Source organism: Acinetobacter sp. BIGb0102, assembly GCF_003815055.1.
GTDB classification, from domain to species: Bacteria; Pseudomonadota; Gammaproteobacteria; order Pseudomonadales; family Moraxellaceae; genus Acinetobacter; species Acinetobacter vivianii.
Map to the genome: position 1 here is coordinate 41,300 of NZ_RKQE01000018.1, position 16,743 is coordinate 58,042.

General features: G+C 42.5%; 17 protein-coding genes. 4 read left to right on the forward strand and 13 right to left on the reverse strand.

Annotated features, from left to right (window positions below; translation table 11 throughout):
- Positions 1-59: 59 nt before the first annotated feature.
- The 3 genes from EC846_RS17640 (at position 60) to EC846_RS17650 (ending at position 3,875) form a co-directional block, all read left to right on the forward strand.
- Positions 60-980: a Dyp-type peroxidase gene (locus EC846_RS17640; RefSeq protein ID WP_123775922.1), complete on the forward strand. Its 921-nt coding sequence runs from the start codon at positions 60-62 to the stop codon at positions 978-980.
- Positions 981-1,153: 173 nt separating this feature from the next.
- Positions 1,154-2,944: an arginine--tRNA ligase gene (gene argS / locus EC846_RS17645; protein ID WP_123775923.1), complete on the forward strand. Its 1,791-nt coding sequence runs from the start codon at positions 1,154-1,156 to the stop codon at positions 2,942-2,944.
- A gap of 322 nt (positions 2,945-3,266) precedes the next feature.
- A complete protein-coding gene (locus EC846_RS17650; protein ID WP_004773251.1) occupies positions 3,267-3,875 on the forward strand; it encodes an SPOR domain-containing protein in 609 nt (202 codons plus the stop codon).
- A 53-nt stretch (positions 3,876-3,928) separates the two neighbouring features.
- On the opposite strand, the gene EC846_RS17655 is transcribed toward EC846_RS17650, so the two are convergent.
- The 11 genes from EC846_RS17655 to EC846_RS17710 all read right to left on the reverse strand — a co-directional run bounded on the left by EC846_RS17655 (position 3,929) and on the right by EC846_RS17710 (position 12,869).
- Positions 3,929-4,582, reverse strand: a complete 654-nt coding sequence (locus EC846_RS17655) for a glutathione S-transferase family protein (protein WP_062846337.1) — start codon at positions 4,580-4,582, stop codon at positions 3,929-3,931.
- 98 nt (positions 4,583-4,680) lie between these two features.
- The gene (locus EC846_RS17660) at positions 4,681-5,079 is read right to left on the reverse strand and encodes an OsmC family protein (protein WP_123775924.1); all 399 of its coding nucleotides are present in this window, start codon (positions 5,077-5,079) and stop codon (positions 4,681-4,683) included.
- Entirely contained in the window at positions 5,076-6,023 is a 948-nt protein-coding gene (locus tag EC846_RS17665; protein WP_123775925.1) for a pirin family protein, read from the reverse strand. Before EC846_RS17665 ends, EC846_RS17660 begins: the two co-directional genes overlap by 4 nt.
- A gap of 139 nt (positions 6,024-6,162) precedes the next feature.
- The gene (locus tag EC846_RS17670) at positions 6,163-6,423 is read right to left on the reverse strand and encodes a DUF2798 domain-containing protein (RefSeq protein ID WP_228200691.1); all 261 of its coding nucleotides are present in this window, start codon (positions 6,421-6,423) and stop codon (positions 6,163-6,165) included.
- A gap of 31 nt (positions 6,424-6,454) precedes the next feature.
- Positions 6,455-6,757: a DUF3861 domain-containing protein gene (locus EC846_RS17675; protein ID WP_004773258.1), complete on the reverse strand. Its 303-nt coding sequence runs from the start codon at positions 6,755-6,757 to the stop codon at positions 6,455-6,457.
- Between the two features lie 146 nt (positions 6,758-6,903).
- Entirely contained in the window at positions 6,904-7,431 is a 528-nt protein-coding gene (locus EC846_RS17685) for a PadR family transcriptional regulator (protein ID WP_123775926.1), read from the reverse strand.
- 193 nt (positions 7,432-7,624) lie between these two features.
- Positions 7,625-8,893, reverse strand: a complete 1,269-nt coding sequence (locus tag EC846_RS17690) for an OprD family outer membrane porin (protein ID WP_416332323.1) — start codon at positions 8,891-8,893, stop codon at positions 7,625-7,627.
- 64 nt (positions 8,894-8,957) lie between these two features.
- Positions 8,958-10,301, reverse strand: coding sequence for an MFS transporter (locus tag EC846_RS17695; RefSeq protein WP_123775928.1), 1,344 nt, complete (start codon positions 10,299-10,301; stop codon positions 8,958-8,960).
- Positions 10,302-10,408: 107 nt separating this feature from the next.
- On the reverse strand, positions 10,409-11,107 hold the full coding sequence (locus EC846_RS17700; protein ID WP_004773265.1) for a fumarylacetoacetate hydrolase family protein: 699 nt from the start codon (positions 11,105-11,107) through the stop codon (positions 10,409-10,411).
- Positions 11,108-11,145: 38 nt separating this feature from the next.
- A complete protein-coding gene (gene maiA / locus EC846_RS17705; protein WP_123775929.1) occupies positions 11,146-11,781 on the reverse strand; it encodes a maleylacetoacetate isomerase in 636 nt (211 codons plus the stop codon).
- Positions 11,778-12,869, reverse strand: a complete 1,092-nt coding sequence (locus EC846_RS17710; protein WP_123775930.1) for a cupin domain-containing protein — start codon at positions 12,867-12,869, stop codon at positions 11,778-11,780. Before EC846_RS17710 ends, maiA begins: the two co-directional genes overlap by 4 nt.
- Positions 12,870-13,023: 154 nt before the next feature.
- Here EC846_RS17710 and EC846_RS17715 point away from each other — a divergent pair, with 154 nt between their 5' ends.
- Positions 13,024-13,917, forward strand: coding sequence for a LysR family transcriptional regulator (locus EC846_RS17715; protein WP_123775931.1), 894 nt, complete (start codon positions 13,024-13,026; stop codon positions 13,915-13,917).
- Between the two features lie 41 nt (positions 13,918-13,958).
- On the opposite strand, the gene EC846_RS17720 is transcribed toward EC846_RS17715, so the two are convergent.
- Together EC846_RS17720 and EC846_RS17725 are read right to left on the reverse strand one after the other, a co-directional pair.
- The gene (locus EC846_RS17720) at positions 13,959-15,416 is read right to left on the reverse strand and encodes an aldehyde dehydrogenase family protein (protein WP_123775932.1); all 1,458 of its coding nucleotides are present in this window, start codon (positions 15,414-15,416) and stop codon (positions 13,959-13,961) included.
- Positions 15,417-15,712: 296 nt separating this feature from the next.
- On the reverse strand, positions 15,713-16,642 hold the full coding sequence (locus EC846_RS17725) for a LysR family transcriptional regulator (RefSeq protein ID WP_123775933.1): 930 nt from the start codon (positions 16,640-16,642) through the stop codon (positions 15,713-15,715).
- Between the last annotated feature and the right edge of the window lie 101 nt (positions 16,643-16,743).

A 16,743-nucleotide genomic window follows, 5' to 3' on the forward strand; every position in this document is an offset into this window, starting at 1 on the left:
TCTCGTAACATCAGGCACAATAATTCTTTTTTTATCCCTTAAACACTAAGGAGATTTTAATGACTGCGCAATCTGTCATTCTTCCATTACCTTCTGATCATGCACGCTTTATTGTGTTACGTTTAAAAGACCTAAGCATTGCCGAATTAAAACAACAGATTGAAGCTCTACTTTCAACGCGCGATCGTTTAATCACTCAACATCCCAATGACCAGATCAAAACAGCAATCGCCTTCGGTCCTGAACTTTGGGCAAAACTTTATGCACAAACACCTGAAGGGTTTAAGCAACTTGACCCTCAAAGTGGGGCATTTAACATGCCAGTGGTGCCAGCTGATGTCTTTATTCATATTGCCAGTGCGCGTGCAGATATCTGCTTTGCCATGAGCCAGACCTTCTTTACTGGCATTCAGGATAAAGTTGAAGTACTGGATGAGCGTGCCTGCTTCCGTTTCTTCGATGGTCGCGACATGACAGGCTTTATTGATGGAACAGAGAATCCACAATTCCCTGATGATCGTGCTGAGGCGGCTTTACTTCCTGAAGAAGCCGGTGCTTTTGCAGATGGCAGTTTTATCTTTGCTCAACGCTATACGCATGACCTAGTCAAATGGCGCCAGCTCAAAGTGGATGCACAAGAACATGTATTTGGTCGTACCAAACTTGAATCGATTGAACTCGATGATGACGTAAAACCAGAAAACTCACATGTCGCCCGTACAGTCGTTGAAGATGATGAAGGCGAAGAAATGGAAATCTTGCGTCACAGCCTACCTTATGGAGATGGTAAAGGCGAACAAGGACTTTTCTTTGTGGCTTATACCAACAATTTAAGCATTATTGATGAAATGCTTAAGCGCATGTTTGGAACAGCTGGAGATGGCATTCATGACCGCTTATTGCATTTTACCACTGCAATCGACGGCGCTTATTATTTTGCGCCAAGCGATGAATTGCTGGAACAGGTTTTAGAAGATTAAAAAACCAAAGATGCTATGTTATTCAATGGCATAGCATCTATTCTGCAAATACAAAAACAAGAACTGACAAAAGATTTACTGGAATATGTGAATTCCAGCTAAATCACTCTCCCCTTAAGCCTGCAAAGTTTGCTATATTTGACGTTTTTCCGCGACATTTATTTTCGGTAACTATGAATACGGCAATACAAGCAGCTCTTGATCATGCGGTACAAACCCTGCAACAGCAAGGTGTACTCCCTTCAGATTGGACCAACACGAGCCATTTAACCCGTACCAAAGACCGAAGTCACGGAGACTTTGCTTCAAATATTGCCATGATCGGTTCTAAAGCCGCAGGCATGAAACCACGTGATCTTGCTGAAAAAATTCTGGCAGCACTTCCAGAAGTGGCTGATATTACCAAAGCAGAAATTGCAGGTCCTGGTTTTATTAACTTCTTTTTAAATGCAGACCAACGTTATGCAGTGCTCGACCAGATTCAGGCACAAAAAAATGAATATGGTCGTAGCCAAGCCAATGCGACTAAAAAAATTCAGGTCGAATTCGTTTCTGCAAACCCAACTTCTAGCCTGCATGTCGGTCATGGCCGTGGTGCAGCGTATGGCATGACCGTTGCGAACTTACTCGAAGCAACGGGTGCAAAAGTTGATCGCGAATACTATGTCAACGATGCTGGCCGTCAGATGGATATCTTGGCGACTTCAACTTATTTACGTTATTTAGAATTGACTGGGCAAACACTGGTTTTCCCTAAAAATGCTTATCAAGGCGACTACGTTAAAGAAATCGCACAAGAAATTATTGATAAAGATGGCGATGCACACGTTCGTGCCGTTGCTGACATCTATAAAGATGTACCAGAAGATGTGCAATATGCTGAAGAACTTGATGCTGAAGGCAATAAAGTTGTGCTTTCAGGCGATAAAGAAAAGCACATTGATGGTTTGATTGCGAACTCGCAACAACACTTGGGTGCAGCTTATCGCGTGTTCCATCAGGCAGCTTTACATGCCATTCTGGATGATATTAAAGATGACCTTGCTGACTTTGGTGTAACCTTCGACAAATGGTTCAGCGAAGATTCATTGACTGACAAGATTGATGAAGCACTTGAAACGCTAGATCAACGTGGTTACCTCTACGAAAAAGACGGCAACATCTGGTTTAAATCAACTGAATTTGGTGATGAAAAAGACCGTGTTGTAAAACGTCGTAACGGTCAAACCACTTACTTTGCATCTGACATTGCTTACCATCTGAATAAATTACAACGTGGCTATACTGACCTGATTGATATCTGGGGCTCAGACCACCACGGTTATATTTCACGTGTAAAAGCTGCCATTGATGCAATGGGTTATGACTCGAAGAAATTGACGGTACTTTTGGTTCAGTTCGTGAGCTTATGGCGTGGCGGTGAGATGGTGCAAATGTCATCTCGTTCAGGTCAGTTCGTGACTTTACGTGACTTGCGTAAGGAAGTAGGTAACGATGCTGCCCGTTTCTACTATGTGATGCGTAAATCTGAACAGCACATCGACTTTGACCTTGATCTTGCAGTTTCACAAAGCAAAGACAATGCGGTGTATTACATCCAATATGCCCATGCACGTATTTGCCGTATGTTAGAAAAAGCAGCGACAACAGGTCTTAATTTAGACCCAACAGCAGCACGCGAACATGCCAACCGTTTAGAACTCGATGCTGAAACCGAGATCTTGTCTAAACTTGCCGCTTATCCAGATATTCTGGTACGTGCAGCCAATGCCTATGAACCGCATCAGATTGGTAACTACCTCAAAGAGTTAGCTGCTCTGTTCCATGCTTGGTACAATGAACATAAAGTATTGGGCGATGATGTTGCACTGACACAAGCGCGTTTATTGCTTTCAATCAACGTACAGCAAGTGTTACGCAATGGCTTAGAATTGCTCGGTGTATCCGCTCCTGAAGCCATGTAATAAAGTGAAGCGAAGCTTCACACATGGCTGCAAGACCGAAAGCTATGCTTGAGGTGGTAAAACAGCAAAGCATCGCTTTGCACATCGTCGCAAGACGGAGGGCTATGCCCGAAGTAGTCATGCAATATAAGTGAAATGATAGCTTCACACATGGCTAGGCTATACCTGAGGTGAACCTTAATCAGCAAAGCTTAAAGCCATGTAAACTTAAGCCATCATTGTTAAACAATATGGTAAACAAAGCATTATTTTTAAACATAATGCTTTGTTTTTAAGTAAATTCAAGTTACAAATAAACGAATAGGATCAAGAGGAATTTCCGGTGTTTGGAAAAACGCAACGTGGTGTATCTGAACGACCAAACAAGCCTAAAAAACCGCTCATTCCGAAGTGGTTAGGAATGCTTGTCGCTATTCTTGCGATCCTATGTGCAGCTGTTATGCTGATGCTTTGGCAGCCTTGGCAACCTGTCCCAACCAAAAATCAGGTTACTTCCGAGCATTACCAAGAAGAAAATACCAATAAAGACTACCGTTTCTATGATTTGCTCCCTCAGCAGCAAGTCACACCAATCCCTGAACAGGCGGTGCCAGAGACCAAGCAACAAGGTAATGTTGTGATTATTGAGTCACCAAAACCTGAAACCACCACAGCAGAAGATCCAGCGGGCCTCACCCCAAGTGAACCTGTTGCACCAGCACGCGCAACCTACATTTTACAAGTACGCAGCTATCCTGATCCTGATAGTGCCGATGCACGTCGTGCAGAAATCATCTTGAATGGCTTGTCTGCGGATGTGGTAAAAAGTGTTGAAAATGGTCAGACATGGTATCGTGTTTTCTCTGGCCCTTATGATAGCCAAGAGTCGGCGCTTGCAGCTCAACAAACTTTACAACATAGTGGCATTGATTCAATCGTGATCAAACACTAATCAAATATCAAATAAAAAAGGGAGCGACTTGCTCCCTTTTTTATTGTTCAGATTTAGGCACACTGCGAATGTAAGCTTTTCTGCTCTGCCTTTTGAAATGCGGAACGTTGCTGTACACGTTGTACGAAGGCTTGAATATTCGGATACTTGCCATGCAAACGGTTTTGAATCGCAATTAATGGAAATGCCATTTGAATATCTGCGAAGGAAAAATCTCCCGCAAAATAATCATGTTCTGATAAATATTGCTCAAGGTACAGAATATGTTCTTTCACCCGTGGCCGAACAAAACCTGCTTTTACACCACCCGTGATTTTTTCGGCAATCGGACGAATCACCCAAGGTACATGTTTACTGACACTATTCATCACCAAAGTCATGACCAACAAAGGCATTAAAGAGCCTTCTGCATAGTGCATCCAGTAAGCATATTGTCGCTGTTCTTTGGCTGATTGTGGTTTGAATTGCTGTTGTGAATCATATTCTTGCTGCAAATAATCCAAGATCACAGCAGACTCAACAATCACCTCTTCATCATCTACCAAAATCGGGGCTTTACCTAAAGGATGAATATTCTTGAGGCTTTCCGGTGCACCATAACTTGGTAACCTTTGATAATACTCAACCTGATAATCAATCCCAAGTTCTTCTAATGCCCACAGGATGCGGAACGAACGTGAGCATTGTAGATAATGTAAGGTAATCATTTTTGTGCCTGCTTTTTTGCTGTGCAATTGCGATTTTAGGTCCCTCTCACAATTGCACTTAGAATTATGTTTTGCCCCAGCACAATAGCACTTTAGTCTTAAAGAATCATGGTATGAATGTCTAAACTACGTAACAAAGTTTTAGTTACTGGTGTTTTGCTACAGACATTGAGAAGTTTTTCTTGCAAGTCTTGTGCAACAGTTTGTTTGAACACAACTCGACGTTCTATACGCTCCTGCTGCTCGCGATTGGTATGAAAATCAACCTCAACTGTAAATTCACCCAGATCGATTCCCTTATGCTGCGTATACATACGCAAGGTGATCATGGTACATGAGGCCAGACTCGCGGTCAGGAAATCATACGGCGCTGGGCCTGTATCATGTCCTCCAAACTGCTCAGGCTTATCGGTGAGGAACTGATGTGTACCGCTACTCACCTCACCTTTCCAAGGTTCAGCTAAGGTCAGGACTTTGCTGCTGGCAATGATGCTCATTTTGAAGCCCTCATCTGGTCTGGTAATACCGGAGCTTCTAAGCGCTTGCCTTGATAATCTGGAATTTCACCAAAACGTGCATCATGGTTAATCCAGTCTTCTCGTGCCTGCTGCAAATCTTGCATGGTACGTCCGACAAAATTCCACCATAGCAAGATTGGGGACTCAAATGGTTCACCTCCAATTAACAGCAAACGATGACCTTGAGTTAACTCAACCTCAATTTCAGTCAATCCAGTTTCAAGCACCACCATGTTATCGGCTGTAAGTTCATGCCCATTCACACGCGCTGTACCTTCCAAAGCCATAAAGGCATATTCAAACTTTGGATTCAATGGAATACGGGTTTTGGTATCGGCTTGTGCCGTTAAATCAACACCGACCAACGGTGTATGCACTTGAACAGGTGACGCTGTTTCTAAAAAATCGCCGACCAATACCGTAAATTCAACCTGATCTTTGCTGACCACAGGTAATTCTGGATAATGCTCAAACTTAGGGTCAATATTGAGCTTATCATCTGGCAAGGCAATCCAGAGCTGTGCCGCATGCATTTTAGTTTCACTATCAGGTGCCACTTCAGTATGCGAAATGCCTTGGCCCGCAGTCATCAAGTTGACTTGTTTTGGACGGATCAACTGTTTTGAACCCAGACTATCGGTATGCATCATGGTGCCTTCAATCATCCACGTAAAGGTCTGTAAACCAATATGTGGATGTGGGCCAACATCAAGCCCATCGCCAGCAGGAAAGCTGACAGGCCCTGCATGATCAAGGAAACACCATGCGCCAACTAGGCGCTTATGACGGCTGGGTAACGCACGTTTGATGACAGTTCCTTTGCCAATTTCCGCTGAGCGAATGGTAAATTCCTGAATAAATTGATTGATATACGTTTCGCAGTCTTTTGAGTCAGAAATATCGTAGTCATTATTATTGCTCATGATTTTGCTCTCTTTTACCTATGCTATTGCAATGAGTTGTTTTATTGATCTTAACAACACCCACCTCATTCAATATAGTCTTTTGGTAATACGCAGAGTGCCATTCATGAGACAATCCCACCGCCCTTTCATTCAAATATTAATGAGGGGGCATTTCCACAATCAGGCTGGTCAATCGCCTCACCAAAGGCAAGAAAATGAAAACCAGCGGATAGGCAATCGCCCATGAAACCATCCATGTGCTCAGCCATTGATTGATCAATGCTGTTGAAAAACCGAGGTTCATCAACAGATTTACAAAGGATAATGTGCCACTCATCAGGCAAGACAAGAAGAGCGGAATAATCCATGCTGCATATTGAGCAGGTAATTTACGGATGAATGGTTTGGACGTTTTCAATAGATCACACTCAATTCAAAGCTGGAAATATTCATGCAGAATTTTTCACTTGCTGTTTTAGGTTCTTCATAAACTGACCAAAGTGCGGCCAAAAATCTTCAAATAGTGGATGATCCCGATGTTCTAGCATGACTTCACTAAACAGTTTTAAGCCAACTGCAAATGACTTAGTGGTTTGATCATCAAAGAACTCGCCCTTCTTTAAACGCTCAACAATCTCGAAAATGTCATCATGATTGCCTGTATAGAATTCCAGACGTTCGGTATAGGTTGAGGCTTGCCCTTTGTTATCTTTTAAGTGTTGGACTGTCACATGATATTGATGTTGTTTCATCGCTATGCTCCAGAATGCTTAAGCACTCTCTTTAATTTCGACCTGCATCAGGTCAACTTGATCTTGGTTAAATACAACGTCTAATGAATGCAGCAATTGCGCCCTTTTGATTTTCTGCTGTCGCGCTAACAGCTTTCGCTCCCGCCTTATAACCGCCCAATGGCAATCGCGGCCTGATCAATGTGTTCTGCAATTTGATGAATTTGCTCAGGCTTTAGATCAGCAACATTCAGCTTTAAACGCAATGCAGTTTTAAGGTTCTCCATAGCACGATGGATATCAATCAGTTGATCATTGTTATGAATTTCACGTCTCAAGCGTAATTTTTGCAGAAGCGCCAGCAACATCTCTTGCTGTTCTTTTAGATAAGTTTCGCCATATTCGGTGACTTGATATTGCTTACGTTCAGCATCGAGTAATGAGATGCAATTCATTTCTTCCAATGCAGTCAAGGTTGGATAAATCGTGCCTGCACTGGGTGAATAACCATCGCCGACCAGATCACTAATTTCTTTAATAATTTCATAACCATGCTTTGGGCTTTGCTGAATGAGATGCAGCACCAACAGTTTCATTCTGCCAGATTCAAATAGACGCCCACGACGACCAGAACGGTGATGTTCTCTATGCTGGAGATCACGTTCGCTTTCGTGATGATCGGATGCCTGTTTCATCTTTATTTTTCTCGTATTGCTCAAATTATGAATAGTAAGATATATCTTAATTTATCTTAAAACAAGTTAAGATATATCTTTAAACTTTAAGATTTTGATATTGAATGAGTTATTTATTTTAAAAATAGAGATTTAGAAAAGTTAAGTCATAAAAAAGAGTACATAAGCACTCTTTTAACAACATACATATCGATTAAAACCGCTTTGTATAGTTCACAAAAAAACGATTTTCACTAAAGTCATTTCCATGTTTTACATCATAATCAATACGTAAGTACTGAAGTGCAAAGCCTTTTAAAAAGGGCTGTTGAAATGCATAATTTAAAATAACATTTGATTCAGTTTCATGGTTTTTCTCACCATTGGCCGTTTTAAAATCATGTCCATACACATACTTCACTAAAGCATTCAGACCCGGAACATAATCTTTAAAATCATAACCGTACATCACATGATATGATTTTTCATCCTTTTTAAAGAATCCAGTAGTATTCCAGTTAATAAAATACAGTTCAGGCAAAAAACCATCAGGCAATGGATAAGCTGATTCACCAATAATTTGCTGGTAACCCACACCAAAGCTCTGGTTATTCACTTTTAGCATTTCCAGCACCCCAAGATTTTGGGCATCAATCTTGAAGTGATTGCCATCATTTTTGGCATTAAAATATTTAAGCTTGGAATTAAGCGAAAAACTTGGCTGTTTCCATATATGCTCTAGACCAACATAGTGTTTGTTATATAAATCTTCCAGATTTCCAAAATAGTACTCCCCTTTAAGACTAGGTGTGAACTGATAACGCAGATCAAGATAATTCAAGCCATCAGAGTATTCCGTTCGACCATTCGAGGTAAAGGAGAAGCGGCGAAAGTCCTCTTCATTACGTGGAGAAACTTTTTCTACCCGTCCAATTTCAGCATACAACTGATCAGAAAGCTGCGACTTTAAATTTGTTCCCCAGTAAGATGTAATTAACTGACGGCTAGCATCTGAAGTGGTTACGGGTAAATCTAGCCATAATTCACCCACACTCAGCAGAGTTTTGTCATAAGCGAGTTTTAAAGTCGCTCCATATTTTAGATAGTCACTTGCCTGCGACTGGGTTTGTCTATCAAAAGGTAAAACCGTATCAGAGACATGCTTATCAGCACTTAAACGGACAGCATATTGAACCGAAGCATCAGCACCAATCCGAATCGGCTGATCTAAAATATGTAAAGGGGTATCGCGCAAATTTGAGGTATAAAACAATGAAGCCCCTTGTGACCAGCTTCCAAAATCCTTGACCTCTGGATTCTGATAATCTCGATTGATCAGCGCATTCTTTAAAGTAAATTTCCATTCATCCTGAATAGGTTGATTTGGATCAAAAGCCCACAATGTCGGGCTTACACCAGAAATCAATGTGCATAAACCAAACGTTAGCGTATGTCTTTTTAACGTGTACATAAGATAGGTCATCCATAGCAAAGACGCTGTATCATCCTTTGAGACAGCAATTTATTTTTAGGGTGATTATTTGACCTTAGCCTAAAGCCGCTGCAATCTTAGGCTGGTCTTTTTTAAGGCGTTTAATCAATAGCATTGAGATAGCGGCACAAAATGCAGGGATCGCAAGAAGGCTCAAAATCGTAAAACTAGATAGATCTAATGACATTAACCAGCCCCCCATGATTGATCCGACGACAGAGCCTGCCCGTCCAGCCGCATTGGCCCAACTTACCCCTGTAGCACGGCAATGGGTTGGATAAAAACCAGATGAAAAAGCATTCGCACCCACTTGTGAACCACTAATCCCTACGCCTACCCCAAACGTGGCAAGCATCAATAACAAGGTATTCGCATGTTCAATCCCAAAACCTAAACAGATGAGGAACATCCCACCTAAAACATAAGCACTGCTGAGGATTCTGGTGGCATCTGACTTATCCATGAGTAAGCCCAATACGATGGCACCTATGGTTCCACCCACCTGAAAGATAGAAGTGAGCCACGATGCATGAGACAAATTAAAACCTGCATTGGTCAGTAATGTTGGCATCCAACTTGAGATCATATAAATAATCAGCAAGCTCATAAAAAAGGTGAACCAAATCAGAAAAGTGCCCAAAGCCAGCCCTTTACCGAACAAGTCTTTTAAACTCGACTTTTCTACGTCATTTACAGGGGCTACCAAAGCTGGGATGTTGCTGGCGTGCGGCGCAATACGGTGCATGATACTTTCAATTTTCTTTATACTTTTCTTTTTCAAAACTAAAAAGCGAAGCGATTCAGGTAATAGAAAATACAAAAATGGAACCATACATAACGGTGCAAAGCCCCCGATCAACAAAATGCCCTGCCAACCCATCTGCGGTAAGAGTTGAGCAGAAAAAATCCCACCCAATGCTGAACCAATCGTAAATCCACAAAACATCATGGTGACCAAATTAGAACGGCGAGAAGTAGGCGCATATTCTGAGGTTAAGGTAATCGCATTCGGCAGCGCTCCCCCTAGACCTAATCCAGTCACAAATCGCCAAATAATCAGCGTTTGAAGATCGGATGAAAAGGCTGCAAAAATACTGGCACAACCAAACATGATCACCGAACCAATCAAAATCGGTTTACGTCCTAATTTGTCAGATAAAGGGCCAAAAATAAGTGCGCCCGCCATCAGTCCAAATAAACCTGCGCCAAATAACGGCGCGAGTTCAGTGGTTTGCAATCCCCACTCTGCCTTTAATGCAGGCGCAATAAAGCCCACTGCTGCGGTATCAAAACCATCAATTGCAACAATGAGAAAGCATAAACAAGTAATGAGTTTCTGTAGGGTTGATAACGGCATTTCATCAATAAAATGTTGTACATCCATGCTTTGCCTAGACATATTTACTCCTTTTGCCAATACCATGGCACTTGCAATCCTTAGCGAAGATGTCCAGTTTTATTTATTCTTTGATCTGGACATCTGGTTATCTCCTCAAATTAGGGCGATCATTTGACGTTTACAGTAATCCCCGTCAGTCCTGTAATTTCGGCACGCATCACATCACCACGCACCACTGCACCCACGCCTTCAGGTGTCCCTGTAAAAATCAAATCACCAGCTTTAAGTTCAAATAAAGTTGACAGGTTGGCAATGGTTTCAGAAACAGACCAAATCAAATGACTAATATCACTACGCTGTTCAGTTTTACCGTTGACGGTTAAATGAATATCCGCCTGATTGAGTTCACCGACTTCCGAAATTGGATGAATTGGGCCAATGGGTGCAGAAAAATCAAAAGCCTTTCCAACTTCCCATGGCCGTCCCTGTTCACGCATATTCATTTGCAAATCACGGCGCGTCATGTCCAAGCCTACTGCGTAGCCATAAATATATTGTGCTGCATCTTCTACCGAGACATTCTTGGCATCTTGTCCAATCGCAACCACAAGCTCAATTTCATAGTGATAGTTAGACGTTTCAGTTGGATATGGAATATCTACCGCTTCCTGTTGAACAGGTACAATTGATTCCAGATCATTTGGCTTACAGAAAAAGAAGGGAGGATCACGATGATCAAAGCCCATTTCACGGGCATGTGCTGCATAATTACGACCCACACAGTAAACACGACGTACGGGAAATTGCAGTTCTGAGCCATGAATAAATAGGCCCGCTGGTGTCATTGGCTGGAAAATAAATGACATGGCTTGTTCCTTTTTGATAATAGATTCACATACGAGACTTAAAAAGCATCTGCCTGCTGTTCAGGTGCAGCTTTTTGAAACGCCTCAAGCGTCATACAATGCTGATAAACTTCATGAATCAGTGGATAGGCTGAAAGGTCGAGGTTGAAACGCTGGGCAGATACAACTTGTGGAACTAAATAGGCATCTGCAATGGTCGGTTGCTTGCCATAGCAGAACTTTCCGCGATTCTGGTCTTGTTCCAAAATATTCTCTAAAGCTGAAAACCCATCCTGAATCCATCTGGCACACCACGCATTTACCTGACTCTCATCCAGACCAAGTTGGCGTAGATGTTCCAGTACACGCTTATTGTTTAGAGGATGAATATCGCAGCCTATCAAGGCCGCGATGGCACGTACTTTTTCTTTAGCAAGCGCATCTTTAGGTAATAAGGCCGGCTCAGGGTATTGCTCCTCAAGCCATTCAATGATCGCGGGACTTTGTAATAATCTCTCTGATCCTGTATCCAGTACTGGCACAAAACCTTGTGGATTCAGCGCCTTAAATTCCGATTGATGATGTTCATTTTTGGCCAGAGAGACATATTCCATCTCATAATTCAATCCTTTTAGATTCAGGATGATACGGGTACGATGCGATGTCCCGCTGCGGAAAAAACTATAAAGTTTCATATTCCAGCCTCCTCAACCGCAATCTTTGTAAAGCGTTCATGGCTCAGCTGACGCTCACGTATTGAATAAAGTCCTAACTTACGTTGCAAAGGCGCTTCATCTGCAATAAAGACATAACATGGCTGCTCAGATGTATTGATTAAATCAATAGCAGCAAAACAAGGGGAACATGCGGTATCCGCTTTGGCCAAACTAAAATGTTGCTGATCTATATTGACCTTTAGCTCACCTTCAATGACATGAAAGACCTGTGCAGTAGAACGCAAAGGTAAAGATACCGTCTCTTTGGCACGTAACAGTAAAGCGGAATAGCCCAAAATATTTTGACAATCGCGGCCAGTTTCAGGATTAACATATGCGACCTGTATCACCTCTTGCCGCGTTGTGCCTGCAGCTAAAGCGTCCAGCACTTTTTTGGTATCCTTCCATGCATAACGCAACATTGGATAAACAGCGTCTTCACGAGTGAAATGAGGGGTTGGGACAATCCCTGCCGCATAATTATGGGTACTTCCCTGATTAATCCGATCAACTTCTTGACGGCGTCCTTCTTCTACAAAAGAAGCCTCCATGTAATAAACCAGCGGGAGATCCAGAATATCCATCCAGATGACTGGCTGATCCCCGTCATGCCCATGTTCGTGCCACAGCCCGGAAGGCGTCAGGATCATATCACCATGCTCCATAAGGCATTTTTGTCCTTCAACCGTGGTGTAAGCCCCCTCACCTTCGATAATTAATCTCACCGCATTCGGTGTATGTCTATGCGCTGGTGCCCATTCCTTAGGAAGTAACAATTGCATCCCCAAATACATGGCAGGACTGACTTTCATATTGTCCAAACCATGCCCCGGATTTGCGAGAGCCAAAACTCGACGCTCAGCCTTTTCAATCGGAGTTAGCTCACCCGCCTGTAACAACAAAGGTTTAATCTGGTGGAAATACCAAGCAGTTGCGAGAGTGTGGGGCTGTGGAGCATGAGGGGGGATAAAGTTTCTTAAATTAGGCCATAATGGCACCAGATTAGATGCCTCAAGTTGTTCACGATAACGTTCAGGTAGTTCTTCTAATGTGCCTAACTGTTCCATCTGTCATTCCTTTCTTGTTGCATTAAGCGCAATCCCAATGCCCATAATTTCATCAAAATCTGGTATTGGATCAATGTAACAATCAGGATGTGTTGAATCTATGCACAAAAAACAATAGGCTGTATTGATAAAATCAATACGGTGATTCATTGATATGTTTGATCTGGATACACGACTGCTCAAAATTTTCTTTGAAATCTATCAATACAAAAGTATTTCCAAAGCAGCTGAACAACTTGAAATTGGGCAACCGACTTTAAGCATTGCCCTGAATAAACTGAGAGCACATTTTCATGATCCATTGTTTGTACGCATTGGAAATAAAATGCAGCCCACCGAATTGGCTCAACAACTCTACCCAATGATCGTAGAAATCTTGAACCGCTTAAAACTGGTAGAAAATTACAATATTGATTTTGATCCGCAGACCTCAGCCTATCAATTTCGCATTAGCATGACCGATATCAGTCATCTAGTGTTTTTGCCTCGTCTGATTAATTACTTACGTCAGCATGCACCTTCAATTCGTCTGGAAATCTTACCCATTGATAGCCAGACCGCACTCATGATGTCAAATGGAGATATTGACCTCGCCATTGGTTTCCTACCACAGCTCGAAGCGGGTTTTTATCAGCAGACCTTTTTTCAGCAACATTACACTTGTATTGCCAGTCAACACCATCCAAGGCTTACAGGTACACATCTTTCATCCGAGGATTTTTGTCAGGAGTTACATGTTGACATTCTGGCGACTGGAGGACATTTTGTGGTTGAACATGAACTACAGAAACATGGCGTAAATCGAAATATTCTGGTGCGTTTACCCAGCTATCTAGGCGTGGGGCTTATCGTCAGAGATACAGATGCGATTGCGACGATCCCAAATTATCTGGCTCAGGTATTAATGTCACAAGGAGGATTCAAAAGTTTTGATCCTCCTTATCAATTTCCTCAGTTCAGTGTAAAGCAGCATTGGCACTCGCGTGTACATCAGACACCAAGCAACCAATGGCTAAGACAAGTTTGTTTTAAGCTGTTCTCATCATAAATAAAGCGCATCAGGCAGACACTAGCCCGCCCCCTCACACTTTATTCAGATCCAGCGATGCCTGTTGAAATGGTGATATGTTTGTACTCGATAAAATCATCCATCGCAGCCATTCCATTCATTCGCCCTAAGCCCGAATTTTTAAAACCACCTTCTTCAAACTCATCATAAACAACAGCCCAGTCGTTAATCCAAATGGTTCCAGCTTCAAGTTCAGCCGCCACTCGCAATGGCAAATTGACATCTCGACTCCAGACCGACGCAGCTAATCCATATTGATTGTCATTTGCCAACTCAATCGCTTCCTCTTCGGTATCAAATACCTGTACAGTCAAGACAGGACCAAAGGTTTCTTCCTGAATAATTTGAAGTGAATTGTCATGCACTTCTAGGAAGGTAGGACGATAAAAAGCACCTTTTGCCAATTCACCTTCCGTGACTGGCCCACCACGCACAATCACTTTAGCGCCTTCCGCAATCGCCTTTTCGACAGTGGCATTCACGCGTTCCACATTATTCTTATCGATTAATGGTCCCATATCACTGTTTGGATCGGCGGCTGGGCCAACGTTAACGGCACTTAAACGTTGCGCCAGTTTTTGTTTCAATTCCTCTGCAATTTCACGCTGTACCAGCAAACGTGAACCTGTCATACAAAATTGTCCTGCAAAAATCGTCACAGCTTTTTCTAGCTTCGGCAAAACCAGATTCAGATCTGCATCCTTGAATACGATCATTGGTGTTTTACCGCCTAATTCCAGTCCAAACCGCTTCAAATGTTGGGCACCTGCTGCTGAAATGGCTTTGCCTGTTGCGGTACTCCCTGTAAAACTGATCACAGGGACATCTGGCGAGTCGATCAGCAGGCGAGCTCCAAGACTTTTAGATTCACTAAATAAATGAATCACCCCTTTTGGTAGAGCAGGTAGTTCCGAAAAAATTCGGGCAATGAGTGCATTTGTTTGTGCGGTTTGACCAGGCATCTTAATGACCGCTGTCACCCCTGCGGCTAAAGCTGGCGCGAGTGAACGAACCATCAACACAACAGGAGAATTCCAGGGCACAATAATACCTGCTACCCCCATCGGTTCACGTAAAACCATTGAGTAGCTTCCTGGCTTGGGTTCCAGTGCGCGTCCATATTCTGTCAACGTCACAGCAGCATAGTAACGTAACTTGGCAGGAATCATCGTGACTTCAAAAGTTGCTTCAGGCTTAATTTTTCCATTTTCAGTTGCAAGAATCTCAATCAGCTCATCAGCATGTCGCTCAAACGCATCTGCCATCTCATTTAGGACTTTTGCTCTCAAATGACGATCACGCTTCCAGCCTGACTTCTTAAATACGGTTTTAGCAGCGGATATAGCTTGTTCTACCTGTTCTGTAGTGACATCTGCGTACTGCCCAATTACTTCATATGTTGCAGGATTGATGGATTGTACGTACTGTTGAGAGTCAATCCATTCACCATTAATCCAGTTCTTCGCGAGTCTATCCATTTGTACATCCTAAAAAGAAAACAAGAGAGGATCAGCTTAGATATTCCATCTAATATTCTTATTTTTACCGTACTTAACTCTGCCTTCTGCCTAGCTTCAGCTCAGGGACTTTATGAGCCACAGGATGAGTCATTGCATTGATTCGGTAAAATCTGACAACTGAAATCCCAATCTTCTCTGACGTCAACTGATAAGCAGGTCGATTTCAAAGAGAGAAAAATACCCTAACAAATGAAGTTTTTTATTCACTAGACCACGATCAACAAAAGCTGGATTCGTTTTTTTCGAACGATCACTTAAACCGACTGCTGTAGGGTTTTTTGAATGGCGATATCCCAACTTGGGGTATGCCCGATTTTTTTTGATAGAAATTGAACCAAAGCCTGAATCTTTGGTGAAGCCCGATTCGATACGCGATAAACGACGGATATATTGCCTCCCGATGGAGAAAATGCGGGCAAGATGACTTTGAGTTGTTGCTGGCAAATTGCATCAGCTGCCAAAAAACCTGGCAAAATCGCAATCCCTAACCCCAGTTTTGCGGCCTCCAGTAATTGATGACCACTGTCACTGCGCATATAAGGAGAAATCCGGAAAAACGCCCTTTCCCCATCTACGGGCAATTGCCACATCCCATGAGGTTCACGCGGCAGGTAAAGCAAACCACGATGTCGGAAAAGCTCATTTGGATGTGTTGGAGTACCATGGGTCTGTAAGTAATCTGGGCTCGCACAAATATAATGACGATTTTCAGCGATGGTTTGGCTGATCAAGTTAGAGTCAGGTAACTCTCCCATACGAATGGCCACATCATAATTTCCATTATTCAAATTCACAAAATAATCAGACGACTCTATATCCAGTTTCAGATCAGGATACATTTTCATGAATTCTGCCAGATCAGCAGCTAGATACCGAATGCTAAATCCCTGAGGTACAGATAAGCGGAAGTTACCTCTTAAATGATCATGGTGAGCGCTGATTGACTCTTCGAGATGACTGAGCTCAGCCAAAATCTTGATAGACTGCTGATAAAACTCCTGTCCCGCATCTGTACATTGCATGGTTCTGCCACGATGAATAAGTGCCGTAGCCAAACGTTGTTCGAGTTGTTGAATCCGCTGGCTCACGACAGATTTTGTAATACCTAAACGCTTTGCAGCATTGGTAATGCTTCCTGCTTCAATGACAGCAATATAGGTCTGCATTTCTATAATCTGATTCAAACACACCCCCAAAGCGGGTTTTATTTAAGACAGATATTAGGTCTAAGCAAGCCAATTTGAATAGTCTGTTATTGCAATACTCAGTCTTATTCCTGAAACGA